The sequence below is a fragment of the Massilia sp. TWP1-3-3 genome (assembly GCF_049897805.1).
Classification (GTDB): Bacteria; Pseudomonadota; Gammaproteobacteria; order Burkholderiales; family Burkholderiaceae_D; genus Telluria_A.
Genome location: NZ_JAFCWX010000008.1, coordinates 100,080 through 116,372, shown reverse-complemented (window position 1 = coordinate 116,372; position 16,293 = coordinate 100,080). Strand labels below are relative to the sequence as shown.

Genomic DNA, 16,293 nt, shown 5'->3' with positions numbered 1-16,293 from the left:
GCGTAGACGAAGAATTCCAATTTACCAGAACTAAAAAACCAGGAACAGTCCCAGAAACTTCATGATCAATCAGTTCAGTGTCCAAAGCGTAAGATAGCGGAAAGATCTCCTCCGATTTTTCCCCCAGCATCGCATATGACGATTCGATATGCCTGAGTAGGTTCGATGGTCCCGCACCAAAATGATACCTGACCGCTGTTCGTGACTATTGCTGGTTGAATCGAGCCTAAGTCAGAACTACCTGGTATTCCGGGTGTCAGATATCCGTACATGGCCGAGCCATCCGCTAACTTAAACCGTGCTTTTGCGATGCACAATCCGGCTAATGCATCCTGTAGGTTATTCAAAATAACCGGTCGCACCGTAGCCTCGTCTTGACCCTCGATTCCTTCCTCATCAGAGGAAAACTCCCAAATTGGAGAGAGTTTCAAATCAGCAGGGGTAAGGTCGTAGACCGGTTTACGCATCCATTAGATCCCAAAAATTGAAAGGCGGCTTTTGGCCGACTGCGGCCGATTATGGCTAGCCTTCGCGGCACTCTATAACCAAGGCAGAGGACGAATCCCACCGAGGGCTGAGCACAGAGGTTGGCAGTCCCGAATAATTGATTGACGTGTTCGAAATCAATGTTGCCGAAGGGTTTGAGGCTTCAACTCCAACAACTAAAAAACCGTCATATATCCCAAAACAGCTTAGATTAATCCAGGGAAGTCCACAGGTTAGCAACTCATCAAAGCGTGCGCTATATTCTTCTTGCGAAAGCAGTCGATCGCCCGAAACACGCGGCCTACCATAATCATCATAGTTCGAATCGACCTCAAAAATTTTAATCCCGCGCCAAGTTGTCGGTCCACCTGAAACACGAAGAAATTCGCACAATTCCACCAATTTATCAGACAGGACAGCCATTACACCTCTTTATCTCACATAGGCGCCGGCAAGATTTGCCACCGTTCTTGCCGCAAGCGGACGGCAGCGCGGCTGTTTGCGAAAACATCCAATTTTCACTACCTTCGCTGGCGTTTGCTCTCAAATTGAAGGTCCGCTCCTGGCCGACTCCTGCCGATTGTACTCGACTGCAGTCGGCAGCTGCCATCTCCGCCGCTGCCGCACCTAATCGGACATCGCACCGATGAATCAAAGCGATCACATTAGATCGCTAGTTTTCCAAGTCGGTAGCTCATTTCCTCAGCGATCCCTACATTGTCAGCGACAGAGAATTCTTTGATGACTTCGATGGCCTCACGCGTGCCAATTTTGGCTAGAGCATGACTGAACCACTTTGCGATTACCTCGTCGTCAGAGGATGTATAAGCGAGGAAGTCAAACCCACCTTCGAGTACTGATCGAATGCAGGGAACGCTCGAGAGGCTTTTGAGCCTCTGAATCTCCATCGTCACTTCCTGATGCAGTTCGTGTCCAGGCATAACAAGGAGGCCATTGAGGACATCTGCCTTTACCCATATCGCTATACACAACTCTGAGCTGATCTGGCGACCCCTGAACCCCGTTGGCCGGTCAAAATCCCCCACCTCTGGCCACCTCAAATTCCCCCACCCCTGACCGCTTAGCGGCGCTGTAAAAGCGCCCAGCAGTGGCCACCGAGAGCATCCCGCTGCGGTCAATGACTGAGATTGCCCAGTCTCTAGCTTCTTCCGGTTCACACAGCCCGACTTCTAGCCCGATACGGAAATACTGCGAAAAACTTGCTAGCAGCCTGTCGGACTTGCGAAACTAAAACACGATTGCGCGCCTGAAACGAAAAATATTGGCTCTGGATACAATTCGTGGCATTTAAATGCGGAAATTTAGCCTAAATTTTCAGCAAGCGGTCAATAAAGTTTCTTTTTTACCCATAGTCCGACAGGCTGCTAGCGACTGTTTCATATGATCTTAGTTTGACTTGCAATGTCCGCTTCTGGCCGGCTCCGGCCGATTGTACTTGACTGCAGTCTGACGTCTGCCGTCTCCGCCGCTGGCGACCCAAGGCGGACCAATCAATGCCCGTTAATTCCTCCTGGAGGACAGCGCCCTGACCGGTTCAACGGTACATACCAACACGTAGTCTAAGAATTCAGCATTTTTCGCAACAAAGCGGAAAGCTCTTCCGGTATGAATTTGGCAATATAGGCGTCGGCGCCGACCCCGTCGACGTGCGCCTCGTTTGCTGCGCCCGACAGGGATGAGTGAATTACGACGGGGATGGACGAAAAGCGGATATCCTTTTTTATTTTACGGGTCAGCGTAAAGCCATCCATTTCAGGCATCTCCAGGTCGCTCAGAATTAATGCGACGCGTTGGCGAGCCGAACCGCCACTGGACGCGGTTTCGAGTTCGATCTGCTGAAGCCTATCCCACACCTGCTTGCCCGAAGCGAGCATCTCGTAATTGATTTGCAGCTCTTTCAGAGTAGCTTCAATTAGCGTGCGGGCGATTATCGAGTCGTCTGCGGCGATGAGTATCTGGTCGTTCTTCAGCACGATGGCGTCGCCGAGCTTACCTTTGGTTGGCTCTGCCGGTCGCTGGAACAGGCGCAAGATCGATTCCACATCCAGCACCTGGGCCAGTCGCCCGTCAACACCATCGCCATTTATTTTCGCAATGCTGGTAATAAGTGCCGTCGATGTCGCCGCATCGCTGGGTAGCACATCGGTCCATTCTAGGCGCACGATTTCGTCAACGGCGTCGACCGCAAAGGCCTGGGTGGTTCGCGCGAACTCCGTGATCAGCATGAGTTGCAAGGGACCCGTGGGAATGCATCCCACGACGGACGGCAAATCGATTACAGGAATGATTTCGCCGCGCACGTTGACCACTCCCAGCATATGCGGATGGCTGTCAGCAATCTTGGTCACCTCGGGCATAACAACGATTTCGCGCACTTTGAATACGTTGATCCCGTACAGTTCGGTGTGCGCGCCGCTGGCATCGCCCCCCAATCTGAACAGGAGGAGCTCCATCTTGTTCAAACTGGTTAAGTTGCTGCGTTCGTCGATTTCCTGTTGAAAGCTATTCATCTGTCACCACAAGTGAAAACGCGGCGCACGGCCACGCTTATTCGGAAAAAATGGATTGCGGCAGACGGGGCCGGCAGGACGACCTAGTTTCGAGGGCATGGAAAACAGGAGACTAGACTATATCTGGAATTGATTTCACTAGCTTACACTTCTGCGCTGGCAAAGTGATTTGTACGCCACGCGGCGACGGCAAAATCGCGCTTCGCCTTATGGAATATGGGCGTACTGAGAATTATTTGCAACTTAGCCAGCGTTGCTGTGCGCCCACGGGGACGCGAATTGAAGAGAATATAGTTTTCAAAATGAAATAATACATGCTAACGTTGACCCCGTTCCTAATCGTATTTGCAGGATATTCCATGCCCGATTTCAGTTCAAACATCGCAGTCAATCAGCATTACCTCAACAAGGTAATCGACTTGAGCGAGAACATGCGGGTTGAAGCGAGTGAAGATATTTTTGACGCCCGCGGCAACAAGCTGTTGGCGAAAGGCACGCAAGTGTCTCGGGCGCTGCAGGAGCGACTCATTGTCCATAAGCTGAAAAAACCGTTGGAAGCGTGCATTTTTGTCGAAGGGGGCGTCAACGGCAAGTCGGTCAGGCAATCGGCGGATCGGGTGCTGGCGACCTCGGCCGCCTTAAGCCACATTCTTGCCGTGACCCAGACAGACGGCGTATCGCCGGTCGGCTTGTTATCTCATCTGAAATTTGGCAGTGCTTTGAGCATGATGCTGACCATTGCGGATCGCGAAGGCGGTAGTGCGCTGGACCATGCTGTGACGGTGAGCCTGCTGTCGATTGCGATCGCGCGCAAAGCCAGGTTGAGCCAGACGGACCAAACGATTGCCGGCCTGGCCGGATTGCTCCACGACATCGGCGAACTGTATATCGATCCGGCATTTCTCGGGAAGGGAAAGCGCTTGCTACCCCACGAGTGGGCGCACATCGTTGTCCACCCCCATACCGGAATGATGCTGATTAACCAGCTGGAGTCATATCCGCAAGGCGTAGGGCGTGCTGTGGCCGAGCACCATGAGCGCAGTGACGGAAGCGGCTATCCGCGTCGGCTTACTGGCCCTGCCATCAGTATGGCTGGACATGTCGTTGCCATCGCCGAAACCGTGGCAGGCGTGATCGTGAAGGATCATCCGTTGGAGCGCGCTGCTCTCGCGCTGAAGATTATCCCTGGTGAATACGCTCGGGAAGTGGTTTTCGGCCTATCGGGGGCGTTCCGTGGAGGTCCGCCTCCCGTACATGAGAACGATGAGCGCAGTTACAGGGTGGATGCAGAGGATGTGCCCAGACTGCTTTCAAGAATCGACGCGGCTTTGAAAACCAGCCAAACCATACTGATTTCATCCGGTTCAAAGTCAGCCCGTGTAAAGGAACTGCTGGCAGTAACAATCATCCGCATCCAGCATATACAGCGGGCGGTCATCAGCACCGGTTTGGACCTCCCGTTGGGTCTGGACCCTGAACGACTAAGCAGCGAAGATCTCGCACTGATGTTCGAACGAAACGTCGCAACACGAGAAATACAGTGGCATTTGCGCGATATCGCGCGTGACCTAGCGTTGCAGAGTGTCCAGTCGGACGATCGGCTTCTGCTAGTTCCGCTCATTAATCTGCTCGACGACGACTACTCACAGCATCTCAATTCTCTACTGCATGCTCATCCCGCGCAAGCTATGGAGGAGTTTATCTAGCAGAATTAAGTGCGCTAGCTGTCTCACGCAACAAGCTTTTCGCCCGCAAAGGACGCCAGTCTGCACTAACATTTCGTCATGACTCGAACGGCGGCTTTTGGCCGATCACTGCCGATTGTACTCGACGGCACGTCGGCGCCGGCCCGCTTGGTTTTTGCCGCCCCACAGCGGTCGTAGACCTATCAACTACAATAGGACTACGCATACTGCCACACGCTCCACTGTCGAGCCGCAAATCAGCGTAGTTTGCCGTTTTTGTTCACGCTCCCGCTTACGACTTTCTATGCAAACCAAAGTACTTAGCCCGTCCGATGTCAATGCCTATCGCAGCTTGCGGCTATCGGGCATCCTCGAATCGCCCGGTGTCGCGTGGGCATCGCATGAGGAGGAAAGCTTGATGTCGCTTCAACAAATGCAGCAACGACTGACGGCCACCCCCCTCAATCTAATTTTTGGCGGCTTCATCGATGAACGCTTGGTCGCAATCGGAGGATTCAAGCGCGAAGCCATGTCCCAGGTTCAACATCGCGGCAATATCTGGGGTCTGTACGTTTCACCGACGGTTCGCGGCCAGGGAGTGGGCGCTCGTATGCTTACTGAAATGCTCGATCATGTGCGACAGATTCCGCAACTTGTGCAGGTAACCTTGGTCGTCAGAAGTGACAATGACGCCGCCAGGTTGATGTACGAAAAATTCGGCTTCATCAAGACGGGCGTCGACCGCCGTTCCACGTTTATCGACGGCGGCTACCATGACGAAGATCGTATGGTGCTTTTCCTCGATACCCCTTGAGCTTCCCATCATGCAACGTATAACCAACCCACAATTTCGGCCCCATCGGCCGGCGCAAAGTTAGCGAGCGCCGCTATCATATTTTCAGTGATCAATTTCCATGCTTCCTGTTCATGCGCGCCTACGGTGACCGGCAGCTTTTGGCCGATCTCTGTCGGATTGTACTCGACGCTTACGTTGCCGCACCTATCTCGACAACTGGGGCGCCGTGGCGGCCGTGCGACGCTTAAATAATGATGAACTCGGGATAGATCTGGACACTTTCGACTGCGTCGAACTGTCGTGGAGACGCAGTCGCAATTCCCTTTGCCGGCGGCGTGATTCACGCCAACCGCCCGGGCTTGCTACAGGATGGCAACATGGCGGTGTACTGGTATGGCCTGGCATCGTACTTGGGCCATGCGCTGGCCCGACACAACCTCGGCGCCATGATTGATAGCGGACGCGCTGCGGTGCGCGACACCATGCGCTGACGCCAAGAATTACCGGAAAAGCATGTTCTTTTGAACGTGCGCTATTGGCGCCGACTGGAGCATTTGAAACGGGTAATGTCATCACTTCTGAGTGCGGCATGTTTGCTGCTTCTGCCATGCGTGCGCTGGCGCCACATACGAAAGCTTGATGCTTTCATTTCCGTGCGCATCAGTTCGATCACAGCTTGCTGGTTCAAGCCAAATTGCATCTCGATGGCATCGAAGGTAGTACGGTCCTCCCACGCCATTTCAACAATACGATCGATTTCTTGGTCGCTTAAAGCACGCTTTTGCATAATTCTCCTTTTTCTTCCAAGCACGATAGATAGGATATATTGCTGACACGAGCGCACCATCGCTTCGACCGGCGTCCATCGGGGCTCTGTCGCATTAGCAAAATATACCATTACCTGTAGTATGGCTTCGTAGAGGCCGGCCTTCCTGTACCAACGAATACATGCTGCTTCGAGCAGAAAGAAGACTACGAAGCCCGCGAGACCAAAGACCCCGTGAACTAGCAATCTCGCGCAGCGGTGCTTGCAATTTGCTTACGCCAATTCTAGAAAGGTCTCCTCGCAGCTCATCAAATATCCTTCTCTCGCCCATGAACCAGGCCTCACCCATAGGCGAAACCGGCTTGTGGAAATGCCCGCGAAGTCGGGCCAATGCAAGGTCATCAATCCCGTTTCCCGGCTGCGAGTCAAACCGATCCATTTAGTCTCTCGTTTCATTTTTACTGGCATGTCGATCCCAGCGCAATTCAGATCGCGTTACGCCTCGACACTTTGTTGAGGATGGTGTCGCTGCATGGGTTCATAATTTCGAGCGTACGAATGGCCGCTGTCGGCCGGATGCCGTCGATTGTACTTGACCATCGGCGAGCATCCCGAGCGCGGCTGCTGTCGTCGCAAAACGGATATTTTTTGTGACAGAAAAAGCATATTTTAAAATACCTATTCAGCACGGCGCAGACCCGCTCAACCCGCCGGAGGTACTTGGATTTGGAACTCTATCTTCCAGTCGTGGCGGCCCGTACAGCGTCGTCTCAGCCAGCCACCAGCCGACACCTGCGGCGCCAAGGAAAGACCGAGCAGCAGCGCTGCCATCCCGAAAATCTCTCGCAGCATTTCGTTCACGGCAAGCCAGCACACTGACTTTGTGCGCGGTCCAACGCCGGCCCTGCTTTCCGCGCTACGGTCACTAGTGCCGAGTCTGTTTGAAGTATCCACGACCTGCGGCTGTCGACTTCATACTGGGGATCAAATCATGAAAACGAGCAAAAAAAACGGAGCAACATCCAAGGACCCAAACAACTGCGAACCCGTCCACGCAAGCGCTTGCACCATCAATATTCACATCAAAAGCCGTGGCGACGTGAACATCTATAACTGCGCCCCGCAGCGTTCACCGGACACTGCCTGCCCACCACCAGAGGACCACACCTGCCCGCCCGGGGTTCCCGGCGCCTGCGTACCGGTGTCGCTGGGGGGCAAGCCCAAGCAGAGCCGCCGCAACAAGCTCGACAAGCTGCTGGCAAACAATCGGGTCCCGAGCGCGCTGGGCGCCTCGCTCTTTCACATGGCGCGGCGCTACCTGGCAGGCAAAACGCCGGCCAATGCGCTGGAGGAACGCGGCTTTGCCACGCTGCGCAGTTTGCCCAAGGAATTGAAACGTGTGCTGTCGTGCGCCAGCGAATCGCTCGACAGCCTCTCCAGCGGCGAGCGCAACCGCCTGTTCGATGCAAGCCTCCTGCCAGCAATCGAGCAACCGGTCGACCTCGCGCAATTGGCAACCGCGTTCGCCCAGGAAATTGCCGCTCGCGTCGGCATCCAGGCTTTCGACGACGCAGCCTGTGCAACGAACGAACACGCGGGCCGGGTGCGGGTGCGGCCATTCGTGCCGGGAGAAGAAAATTTCGATCCGCTGGTGAGGATCTGCCGAGTCAACGGTCTGCGCACCAGTTCTTTCACGCCGCCCCTTGCCCTCGGCGACTACACGCCGGCTGAAGTGCAGCAGCGCTGCCGCGTGATTCTGGAAGGCGGCGAACTGCGGCAAGTGTGCGACGTACAAGCCGTCGACTGCCCCGGCAACGATCTAAGCGGCGCCTGCCAGCGCGTGCTCGAGATCGAAGCGGGCCAGGGCGTGGTGGTCGAGGGTGTGAACTTTTCAAGTGTCGACGCCACGGTGAGAATAGCGACCAGGGCCGCGCCTGAAACAGTGCTGCGTGAAGTTCCCGCCCAGTTGTGCGGCGACGACGAAACGCCGCTCACGGAACGCATTCAAGAGCAGGACCGCCTGATCCTCGATTGCCGCGTCCATGATCGTCTCACGTTTCAGGTACCCGGCGACCTTGCCCCCGGCGTGTATTCGTTCCAGGTCGCCGTTCCCAATGTGAGCCCCTTCCCGGGCCATGGCCCCGTGCTGCTGTCGAATGTCGAATACATCAGTGTGGCGACGCCGTCGAGCGCACGCTTCGAGATCAAGAGCGAGACCTTGTTCGCGCGTGCGGAAACGTCGCCCGCTTCCTTTGGCTCGGACGAAGTGGGCATCCGGATCCTTGCAGTGCCGCTGTTTCCCGACCTGTCATCGGGCGACGCGCAGTTGCCCAACGGCGGCGCGGCAATCCGCTTTACCGACGTCGACAGCGGCGAGACGCGCGCGATGGACCATGTGCTCTTCTCGCACCAGCAGCCGATTGCCGGCGTGGCGCTGTCGATTCGGGGCTTCGAAATCGATGGCGAGGAGGCATTCGAAAAACAGATAGAGAACACCCTTGATGTTTTCATTTCGATTCTGAAAAACCAATTGGCATTCGTGCTCGACCATCTCAAAGAGGCCGGCGGCATCGCCAGCAAGCTGGCAAGCTACGGCCTGCAGGGATTGATCGCGGGCGCTATTGCAGCAGCGGTGGTCGTTGCGATTGATGTATTTGTTGCACTGTGGGCGCCGGCCGATCCGATCATCGAGGATATGATCGGCCCCAGCACACAGGATCTGGTGGAGCTGACCAGCATGAACTTTGCGCTGCCGGCAGCGAGCGAACATGTCACTCCGCAAGGAATCAAGGTCAAGGTCACGCCGCTGGGCAAGATTGCCGGGCAGTACCGTGAACGGCGCGAGTACATCAGCGACGATGAAGACAGCCGCTACGAAATTGTGTTCCGCTACACTCGGCTGGCATAAGGTCGAACCGCCGGGATCACGCCCACGCCTGTTGCGCCGGAATGCTCAGTTTGGTAGGGCTTGAAAGGCTACAACTTTCTGATGCCCTGCTCGATCGTGGCAATGTCATCGACCAGGTATTGATCGGCGGGCGCCAGCGCGAGTTGCCGGCGCTTGGCTTCCAGCAAATGCAACAGTTCGGCGCGCGCCGGGGCATAGCGCCGCGCCAGCTCGACCAGCCCCGACAACACATAGGTCCGCTGGAATAAATTAAAAAAAGGAAAGGCTTTCGGGTCGGCACGCATCAGCGTCGCATAGCGCTTCAGCGCTTCCGGCTTGTTCCCGGTGATCTGGTTTTTCCTGGCAAGACAAAGCAAGTCCCAGGCAATGTCGTCGTCCATCAGTAGCTCGCATACCAGCATTCACGCTCGCATTTGAAATAATATTTTGCCGTGTAGCGATAACACATTTCCTGGTTTTGAACGGGCTCGCGCGCGCAAATTGCTCTGAAGTCGACGTTTTGATTTTCGCAGTTGGACTGCATGCAACGCATGTAATTGTAGTCGCCGGGCGACGGCAGCAGCGGGTCGCTGTCCATCGATCCGGGGCCCGCCCCGCCGTACCAGGGGTCGTCGCCATATTCTCCCTCGCCGTTTCCAACGCCCCAGTCGGCGGCGACATCGTCGTTGTCATTCCATTCATCGGCGCCCGCGCCCCAGCCGTCGTCGTAACTGCCGCTACCGCCGAAATCACCGCCGTCGTACCAGTCGCAACCGGCCTCCCCCCACCATGAGCCGCTGCAACCGCCACCGCCGCCACTGTCGGCCAACATTGCGTGCGGTCTCGACTTGCCCATCATTGCGGCATACGACGTGCGCCCTTTCTGGATAATCGGCGTCATGTCGAAGTGGTAGTTGTTCGGCCCCGTTACCACCACGCTGCGCGACTGGCCCGCACCGGTCACGGTCAGGACATAGCCGTCGCTACCGATGATCTTGGATAACTTGCCGTTGCGATCGTAATACCGCGTCCGCACCAGTCCGTTGGAGAAACGCGTTTCCACCAGCTTGCCGTCCCGGTCATGGAAATAATCGATGGTGATGCCGGTTGGAAGTATCTTGCGGCTGAGTTTACCCGATGGCGCGTATTCGTACTTGGTGATACCGCGCGGGGTCTTGAGCGTCAGCAAGCGACCATGTTCGTAGGTGGTGTCAAAGTGAAATCGGTCGATCACGGAAGGCGGCGGTTTAGCAGCTTCCTGCGCACGTGCCGAGCACAGAAACGTCAATGCGGCCACCGCCGCCAGCACTCTTCTCATCATTTTCTCCGGTAGTACGCCAGTCGGTTGATTGGCAGTGTACAAATCCAGATTATTGATTTATTAACTTATCAACTTGCGAGCGCTCAACTGTGTGTGGGGAACTACAACAGTCGCCCAGAAAGCCACAGGCAATCCCCGCTGCATAGGCGACCAGGTCCAGCCATTGAAAGCCCGTTCCAAGCACCAAGTGGCCAGGCGTGGTGGCGCGCAGCGCATTGATCCACGGTGCCTGGTACAGCTGCGACGCTTCGACCAGCCACGCGAAGGCCAGTGCCGCGCCCGCCAGGCGCGTGCGTGACAGCGCCGGCTTGAAGAAGGCGATGCCGAGAAACACCATCAGCGCCCACAGCGCGTCGCCCGTGTAGCTGCCCAGGCTTGCCGGAAACAGCGCCGGGTAGGCGCGCGACGCCAGGCCGAGCGCGACCACCAGCACGAGGCCCAGGGCAAGCCAAGGCCTGGGGCGTCGGTACGGGGCCAAAACGCTATTGCTCGTTCGGGTGCGGGTCAAGATTTCCTCATCATCCCAGTTTGCGGGCAGCACAGATGGACGGGGAGCCCAACCTGAAGTAAGCTGCAATATTGACGAATATTACACTTCGCATGGCGTTCAAAACGCCATTCAAGACATGTGCGAATCAACTGGCAGGAAAGAGAAGTGATGTTCGGTTTTTTTAAAAAATTTTTCACCCTCAAGGTTGCGGTCCCGGCCCCGCCGGAAGTCATGCCGGTAGTCACGCCAGTGCCCGTCACATCGGCAACCGTTGAAGACGACTTGCTCATCAACGCCTACTGTTCGGTCAACACCTTGCCCGCGCTCGACTTTCCGCATACCGTGCAAGGCAGGCGCGATGGGTCCGACCCTGCGCTCAAGGAACATCTGCGCGGTTTCGCCGGCTGGGTCCGCAGCCTGGCCAACGGCGCGATGACGCCGGCGCGCTATGCGGTGCTGCGCCACCTCCAGAAAGTCAGGCATCACGTCAGCATCCTGGTGCATCCTTCGCACATGGACCGGTACAGCGCCTGGGCGCTGCAAGCCAATGCCATCGCATTTTTGCCAAGCGGATTTATCTGCGATCCCGCCACCGCTGTCCTGCTCTCGCCCGACGGCGCCGACGATAATCCCCAGGCCTGCGTTCCCTACCCGCAGGCGGCGCACCAGCGCAAGGCGCGCACCGAGGCGTTGCTGGCCAACCGCAACTTGACGCCGGCCCCCAGCCTGCCGCCCGTTATTGCAGAATCGGAAGTTGTGCTGCGCAGCGCCGGCGCCGTGGCCGAGCGCCTCATGGCGCTGTTCGCGGTGGCGGTGCGGGCCGAATCGGTCGCCTCGAAAAGCCCGATGCCGGGCGACGAGATCATGCACCGCCTGGGCCTGGCCGACACGGCGTTCAGTGCGCAAGAGCGCAAGTTCATGGCCGACACGATGCCGACCCAAAAGGATACCGTCAAGTTCGGCTGGTGCTACGAATGCGCCTATACCCTGGCGTGGGCGGCGGGCGTGTTCGACAAGTTGCCTTTTCCGGCGGCTATTTGCGACGTTGAACTGATCGCCCAAACACTGCTGAAGCTGCGCGCGGCCGGCGTGCACGAAGCGGCGCGCCTGCGCCCGGTTGCGCAATTGCTCGATTGCCTGGACCTGCACCAGCGCCTGCATTGGATCACGCGCCAAGCGCAAGCGGACAAGCAAGCGACGAGCGCCGGCCTGGAAGCGGGCGTGATCCAGGAACGGCACCGCGCCTTGAACTGGCTGGTGCAGTTTGAAGACGCCGCGTGGGACGACGTGGATACGCCGACCTAGTGTCCCGCATGATTGATGGCGGCCCCGGCCCTGGCCTGGGCCGCGAGCGCTGCGGCGTTCTCGCCCGTTAGCGAGCGCAGGAATGCGGCCAGGTTGCGCTTGTCCTCGTCACTGAGCGCCAGCGGCGTGACCAGCGGATCCTTGCCAGGGTTATCGATGCCGCCGCGCTCGTAATACGCAATCACATCTTCCAGCGTCGCAAGCGAGCCGTCATGCATATACGGTCCGGTAATGGCCACATTGCGCAGGCTGGGCGTGCGATAGGCCCAGCGGTCGGCCCGATTGCGGGTAACCTCGAAACGCCCGCCATCTTCCTGCAGCGCCTCCGAAACGCTGGCCAGCGAGCGCTGCGATACTTCCGTAAAAACCCCGGGCGCCAGTTGCACCTTGTAACGCCGCTCGGCATCGGGCTGGCTGCGTAACCAGCCCAGACCCGTGTTGTGAAAGCGCCCATCTGACAACAGCGCGTGCCGCTCGCCCACCGTATGGCAGGCGATACAGCGGCCTTTGCCTGCAAACACGGCAAACCCGGCTTGCTCGGCGGCCGTCAGGGCTGCCCTGTCCTTGCCATAGCGCCAGCGGTCAAAGCGCGAATTGCCCGATACCAGCGTGCGCTGGTAGGCCGCGAGCGCTGCTGCAACATTGTCCCGGTCGGGACCGGCGCCGCGAAAAGCCGCCTCGAACAAGCCGGCGTAGTCAGCCATCGCACCGATCCGGGCCAGCACATCGGGCGCGCCGACGTTGCCCATTTCGATGGGGTTGAGCAACGGCTCCCAGGCCTGGGATTCCAGCGATGGCGAGCGGCCGTCGTGGAACAACTTGCCCACATAGGCAACGTTGAGCAGTGTTGGCGCGTTGCGCCGCAGCGAGCGGCCTTCCAGGCCAATCGACGTGCCCAGTTCATTAGCGGAAAAACCTTGTTCGGGGACATGGCACATGGCGCACGACAAGGTGCCGTTGCTCGACAGGCGGCGGTCCATGAACAGCTTGCGGCCCAGCGCGATCTGGGCCGGCGTTGCCGCCCCGTCCGAAGGCGCTGGCAATGGCGGCAATCCCAGCGCCGGACTGGGGAGCGACACGGTCGATGGTTCGCGGCAGGCAAGCAGCGCTGCCAACAGCACCATCACGGAAAGACGTTTCACTTGCGTGGGCCGCGCGGTTCGAGCAGCAGCGTGCGGATGTCGTTGAGCAAAATGGTCGGATGCAAGAAGGACGTGCTGTAGATTTCGCGCACCTTGCCATTGGTGTCGATCAAGAAAACCTTGAGCATGTGCGCGAGCACGGGCACGCGCGCGCCCTGCGGCTGGTCCGCAGCGACGGTCACGTCTTGCCCGAAGCCATCGAGCAAGGGGGCGAGTTCTTTCCCCGAACGGGTGGTCAGGAAATGCCAGCGCAAGCCTTTGCGGTCGCGCATTTCCGCGTCGCCATACAGGCGCATGGTCTCGGGCGTGTCGTTGCGGGGATCGAAACTCATGCTGACGAAGCGCACCTTGTCGCGCAGCGTTGCGTCCTGCTCAATCACCGCTTTCAGGCTGTGCAGCGTTTCATAAGCGAGCGGGCAACCTTTGGCGTCCGTGCAATAGGTGTAGATGAAGGAAAACAGCGTGACCTTGCCCTTGGTGAACTCGGACAGGGCGTGCGACTTGCCATCGGTCTCGAGCACGGCGCCCTCGGGCGCGGCCATGATCTGGTACAACTTGTAAGTGCCCGGCGCCGGCGCCTTGAATGCCAACGCCGGCACGGCGGACTGCGCCGCCAGGCCAGGCGCAGGCAGCGCGGCGTAGAGTAACGCCAGGCAACTTGCCGCGTTGAGAAAATTTTTCATGAACTTGTCTGAATCGATAACAACAAGCCGTACCCGGCAACGCCAAGTACGGCCCCGCGTACGGCCCAACCTAGGCTTAACGCAACGCCAGCGCGGCCGCTTTCTGCTGCGGGATCGCGGCAGTTGTCATCGCCTTGGCGCCGAACTTCATGTGGTGCGCGCGGCCCAATTTTTCTTTGTAAAAGTCGATCTTCCAGGTTTCCTTGAGTTCCTTGCCGTCCCACGCAAACAGCTTGAGGAATTGCTCGTCGTCGGCGCCTTTTTTATCCCAGTTGGCCAGCAGCGAGCTGCTGATGTAGACGCGCTTGCCGTCCCAGCTTTGCGAAACCATGTTCACCTGCGAACCGGTGTGCTTGGTGTAGGTCTGCTTGGGCGCTTCCGGATTGGTCAGGTCGAAGTAGCGGGTGGTGCCGTCCATGAAGGTGTTGACCCACAGGCCCTTGCCGTCGGCGGTGATCGAAATGTCGACCGGCAGTGGAATCTTGGCCGGGTCGCCGATGGTGGCCACGTCCTTGGCTTGCCATTCGCCCTTGGCATCTTTTTTCACCAGCCACAGCTTGGACGTCAGCGCGCTGGCGGTAATGGCCCAGTCGTCGCCAGGCTTGAGCGACCAGCGAATTTCCAGCGGCGCACCTGGAACTTTCAACACCTTTTCTGGCTGCATGGCCTTGAGGTTCCACATTACCATGGTGCTGCCAAAATTTTTCATGGCGCCCTGGTCCTTGATCAGCTTGCCAAGGTCCATCATGTAGTTGTTCCAGCCGGTAAAGCTGGACGTGAGCATCGCGTTCTTGCCGGGATTGATGGCAATGTCGTAGCCGTAGCCATCGCCGCCATTGGCCACAGGCATGTCATGCTTGCTGACAAAGTCGCCCTTGTTGTTGTACATCGCCATGCCGGTCACGCCGCCGTGATCCTTGGCGTTCGACAAGCCGCCAATCAGCATGCGGCCGGGCATGGCGTAAAACGTGTGCGGGCCGACCAGGCCGCCCTTGGTCGCGAAGTCGGTGATGGTCTTGACCAGCTTGGGCTTGCCGGGCTGGGTAGCCACGTCGAACACGTAAATCTTGTTGTCGTCCAGTCCGCCGGCCCACAGGAAGCGGCGGTCGTCGGTAAAGCCCATGTGGTGCGCTTCGCCGCGCGAGCCGACCGAGATATGACCGATCACCTTGCCGTATTGCTTGGAAGCGGGGTTGACGTCGACAGTGACGAGCTTGTCGAAGCCGTCGCCCAGGCCCTTGACGCCGAGCGTCCAGACGTGGACGTAATCTTCCTGGCCCTTGATCAGGCTGGACATATACGGTGAATTACAGGTTTCGTCCGCCAGCGCGAGCGGGGTGGCAACAAGCGCGCTGAGGGCAAAGGCAACGGCTAGCGGGGCCGCTTTAATGCGATGGATGTGCATGGGCTGTGTCTCCAATAAGGTTGGCGCGGTCGCGCTGGCTTTTATCATCGTCAGCGCAAATACATTACGCCGGTCCGCTAGCGAATGTAGCGTATCGGCGCGGTGCCGGGGACTTTGTTTGCGTCGTCAGCCCGGCAATCTCGAAACGGTTGTTTAAATGACACAGTTGGACAAGGTATCAGCCGCAATCTGTATCGCATCTGCGCCGCGAGAAAGACGACAGTGGCGCCGTTCTTTGATTTAGGCAAGCAACGCAAGTGCACCTCGGTACGACAACACCGTACCCAGCAAGGGAAAACGAATGTCTACGCCAAACACATAGGCGCCGTCGACCACGGCCTTGGAAGCGATGGTTTCCGGCATCAGTCTTCCCGGCAGCGGCATCCCCAGCCAGCTCAACTGCTGTTGCTGCCAATGCCAGGCACCCTCCTTCAGCACGACGCCAAAACGCAGCTTGATGGCGCCTGAGCGCTCCAGCCAATAGCCGTCGGGATAGCGGCCGACCGGCTCGAAATGCGACACGAAGGCCGGGCCGTCATTGAAGCGCCGGCTCCACCGCAGTCCGGTCACGTCGGCGGCGATCGTCACGGTCATGGTGGCGTTCCCGCCAGCAGCGCCGATTCCCAGGCGCTGCGCCAGCAACTTGCCCACGACGCCGGCCAAGCCCTTCCCATACGCGACCTTGCAGGGCCCGCGCAGCATGCCGCCGTGCGCATGCAAAGCCTGCAGCTGGGGGGCCAACTGCGCGAACGCGTCGCCGAACCAGTGCGCCACAAGGTGGTCAGCGCTAGCCATC

The 16,293-nt window shown here is 58.1% G+C and carries 15 protein-coding genes; 4 read left to right on the top strand and 11 right to left on the bottom strand.

What is annotated here, in order from left to right; translation table 11 throughout:
• Positions 1-74: 74 nt before the first annotated feature.
• From ACP7D4_RS10085 to ACP7D4_RS10075, 3 genes are all read right to left on the bottom strand, one after another.
• Positions 75-467: a hypothetical protein gene (locus ACP7D4_RS10085; protein WP_426208930.1), complete on the bottom strand. Its 393-nt coding sequence runs from the start codon at positions 465-467 to the stop codon at positions 75-77.
• Between the two features lie 55 nt (positions 468-522).
• Positions 523-909 carry a hypothetical protein gene (locus ACP7D4_RS10080; RefSeq protein WP_426208929.1) on the bottom strand — a complete coding sequence of 129 codons (387 nt, stop codon included), beginning with the start codon at positions 907-909 and terminating at the stop codon, positions 523-525.
• Positions 910-2,066: 1,157 nt separating this feature from the next.
• Positions 2,067-3,017 (bottom strand): chemotaxis protein, encoded by a 951-nt coding sequence (locus tag ACP7D4_RS10075; protein ID WP_426106034.1) that lies wholly within the window; start codon positions 3,015-3,017, stop codon positions 2,067-2,069.
• 359 nt (positions 3,018-3,376) lie between these two features.
• On the opposite strand from ACP7D4_RS10075, the gene ACP7D4_RS10070 reads away from it, so the two are divergent.
• Together ACP7D4_RS10070 and ACP7D4_RS10065 are read left to right on the top strand one after the other, a co-directional pair.
• Positions 3,377-4,723, top strand: coding sequence for an HD-GYP domain-containing protein (locus tag ACP7D4_RS10070; RefSeq protein WP_426208928.1), 1,347 nt, complete (start codon positions 3,377-3,379; stop codon positions 4,721-4,723).
• 283 nt (positions 4,724-5,006) lie between these two features.
• Positions 5,007-5,516, top strand: coding sequence for a GNAT family N-acetyltransferase (locus tag ACP7D4_RS10065; protein WP_426106038.1), 510 nt, complete (start codon positions 5,007-5,009; stop codon positions 5,514-5,516).
• Positions 5,517-6,030: 514 nt separating this feature from the next.
• On the opposite strand, the gene ACP7D4_RS10060 is transcribed toward ACP7D4_RS10065, so the two are convergent.
• The gene (locus ACP7D4_RS10060; protein WP_133115090.1) at positions 6,031-6,285 is read right to left on the bottom strand and encodes a TIGR03643 family protein; all 255 of its coding nucleotides are present in this window, start codon (positions 6,283-6,285) and stop codon (positions 6,031-6,033) included.
• 1,078 nt (positions 6,286-7,363) lie between these two features.
• Between ACP7D4_RS10060 and ACP7D4_RS10055 the strand changes: the two genes are divergently transcribed.
• Positions 7,364-9,172: a hypothetical protein gene (locus ACP7D4_RS10055; protein WP_426208927.1), complete on the top strand. Its 1,809-nt coding sequence runs from the start codon at positions 7,364-7,366 to the stop codon at positions 9,170-9,172.
• A gap of 68 nt (positions 9,173-9,240) precedes the next feature.
• On the opposite strand, the gene ACP7D4_RS10050 is transcribed toward ACP7D4_RS10055, so the two are convergent.
• The 3 genes from ACP7D4_RS10050 to ACP7D4_RS10040 are packed head-to-tail and all read right to left on the bottom strand — an operon-like array spanning position 9,241 to position 10,980.
• Entirely contained in the window at positions 9,241-9,552 is a 312-nt protein-coding gene (locus ACP7D4_RS10050; RefSeq protein ID WP_426106042.1) for a hypothetical protein, read from the bottom strand.
• Positions 9,552-10,469 (bottom strand): hypothetical protein, encoded by a 918-nt coding sequence (locus tag ACP7D4_RS10045; RefSeq protein ID WP_426106043.1) that lies wholly within the window; start codon positions 10,467-10,469, stop codon positions 9,552-9,554. The genes ACP7D4_RS10050 and ACP7D4_RS10045 overlap by 1 nt, the downstream gene beginning before the upstream one ends.
• Positions 10,470-10,521: 52 nt before the next feature.
• Positions 10,522-10,980: a DUF2809 domain-containing protein gene (locus ACP7D4_RS10040; protein ID WP_426106044.1), complete on the bottom strand. Its 459-nt coding sequence runs from the start codon at positions 10,978-10,980 to the stop codon at positions 10,522-10,524.
• A gap of 150 nt (positions 10,981-11,130) precedes the next feature.
• Between ACP7D4_RS10040 and ACP7D4_RS10035 the strand changes: the two genes are divergently transcribed.
• On the top strand, positions 11,131-12,267 hold the full coding sequence (locus ACP7D4_RS10035) for a DUF4272 domain-containing protein (protein WP_426208925.1): 1,137 nt from the start codon (positions 11,131-11,133) through the stop codon (positions 12,265-12,267).
• On the opposite strand, the gene ACP7D4_RS10030 is transcribed toward ACP7D4_RS10035, so the two are convergent.
• The 4 genes from ACP7D4_RS10030 to ACP7D4_RS10015 form a co-directional block, all read right to left on the bottom strand.
• The gene (locus ACP7D4_RS10030; protein WP_426208923.1) at positions 12,264-13,409 is read right to left on the bottom strand and encodes a cytochrome-c peroxidase; all 1,146 of its coding nucleotides are present in this window, start codon (positions 13,407-13,409) and stop codon (positions 12,264-12,266) included. The two genes, ACP7D4_RS10035 and ACP7D4_RS10030, sit on opposite strands and share 4 nt — an antisense overlap.
• Complete coding sequence (locus ACP7D4_RS10025) at positions 13,406-14,092, bottom strand: SCO family protein (protein WP_426106047.1); 687 nt, start codon at positions 14,090-14,092, stop codon at positions 13,406-13,408. Before ACP7D4_RS10025 ends, ACP7D4_RS10030 begins: the two co-directional genes overlap by 4 nt.
• A gap of 76 nt (positions 14,093-14,168) precedes the next feature.
• Complete coding sequence (locus ACP7D4_RS10020) at positions 14,169-15,497, bottom strand: selenium-binding protein SBP56-related protein (RefSeq protein WP_426208921.1); 1,329 nt, start codon at positions 15,495-15,497, stop codon at positions 14,169-14,171.
• 240 nt (positions 15,498-15,737) lie between these two features.
• The gene (locus ACP7D4_RS10015; protein WP_426106049.1) at positions 15,738-16,292 is read right to left on the bottom strand and encodes a DUF4166 domain-containing protein; all 555 of its coding nucleotides are present in this window, start codon (positions 16,290-16,292) and stop codon (positions 15,738-15,740) included.
• Position 16,293 lies beyond the last annotated feature (1 nt).

What these genes read in the sequence shown, in the direction of transcription:
- ACP7D4_RS10070 (WP_426208928.1), top strand. Translation starts at nt 3,377, where the DNA reads ATGCCCGATTTCAGTTCAAACATCGCAGTCAATCAGCATTACCTCAAC.
- ACP7D4_RS10025 (WP_426106047.1), bottom strand. Translation starts at nt 14,092, where the DNA reads ATGAAAAATTTTCTCAACGCGGCAAGTTGCCTGGCGTTACTCTACGCC.
- ACP7D4_RS10060 (WP_133115090.1), bottom strand. Translation starts at nt 6,285, where the DNA reads ATGCAAAAGCGTGCTTTAAGCGACCAAGAAATCGATCGTATTGTTGAA.
- ACP7D4_RS10080 (WP_426208929.1), bottom strand. Translation starts at nt 909, where the DNA reads ATGGCTGTCCTGTCTGATAAATTGGTGGAATTGTGCGAATTTCTTCGT.
- ACP7D4_RS10020 (WP_426208921.1), bottom strand. Translation starts at nt 15,497, where the DNA reads ATGCACATCCATCGCATTAAAGCGGCCCCGCTAGCCGTTGCCTTTGCC.
- ACP7D4_RS10065 (WP_426106038.1), top strand. Translation starts at nt 5,007, where the DNA reads ATGCAAACCAAAGTACTTAGCCCGTCCGATGTCAATGCCTATCGCAGC.
- ACP7D4_RS10075 (WP_426106034.1), bottom strand. Translation starts at nt 3,017, where the DNA reads ATGAATAGCTTTCAACAGGAAATCGACGAACGCAGCAACTTAACCAGT.
- ACP7D4_RS10085 (WP_426208930.1), bottom strand. Translation starts at nt 467, where the DNA reads ATGCGTAAACCGGTCTACGACCTTACCCCTGCTGATTTGAAACTCTCT.
- ACP7D4_RS10050 (WP_426106042.1), bottom strand. Translation starts at nt 9,552, where the DNA reads ATGGACGACGACATTGCCTGGGACTTGCTTTGTCTTGCCAGGAAAAAC.
- ACP7D4_RS10035 (WP_426208925.1), top strand. Translation starts at nt 11,131, where the DNA reads ATGTTCGGTTTTTTTAAAAAATTTTTCACCCTCAAGGTTGCGGTCCCG.
- ACP7D4_RS10045 (WP_426106043.1), bottom strand. Translation starts at nt 10,469, where the DNA reads ATGAGAAGAGTGCTGGCGGCGGTGGCCGCATTGACGTTTCTGTGCTCG.
- ACP7D4_RS10015 (WP_426106049.1), bottom strand. Translation starts at nt 16,292, where the DNA reads ATGGCTAGCGCTGACCACCTTGTGGCGCACTGGTTCGGCGACGCGTTC.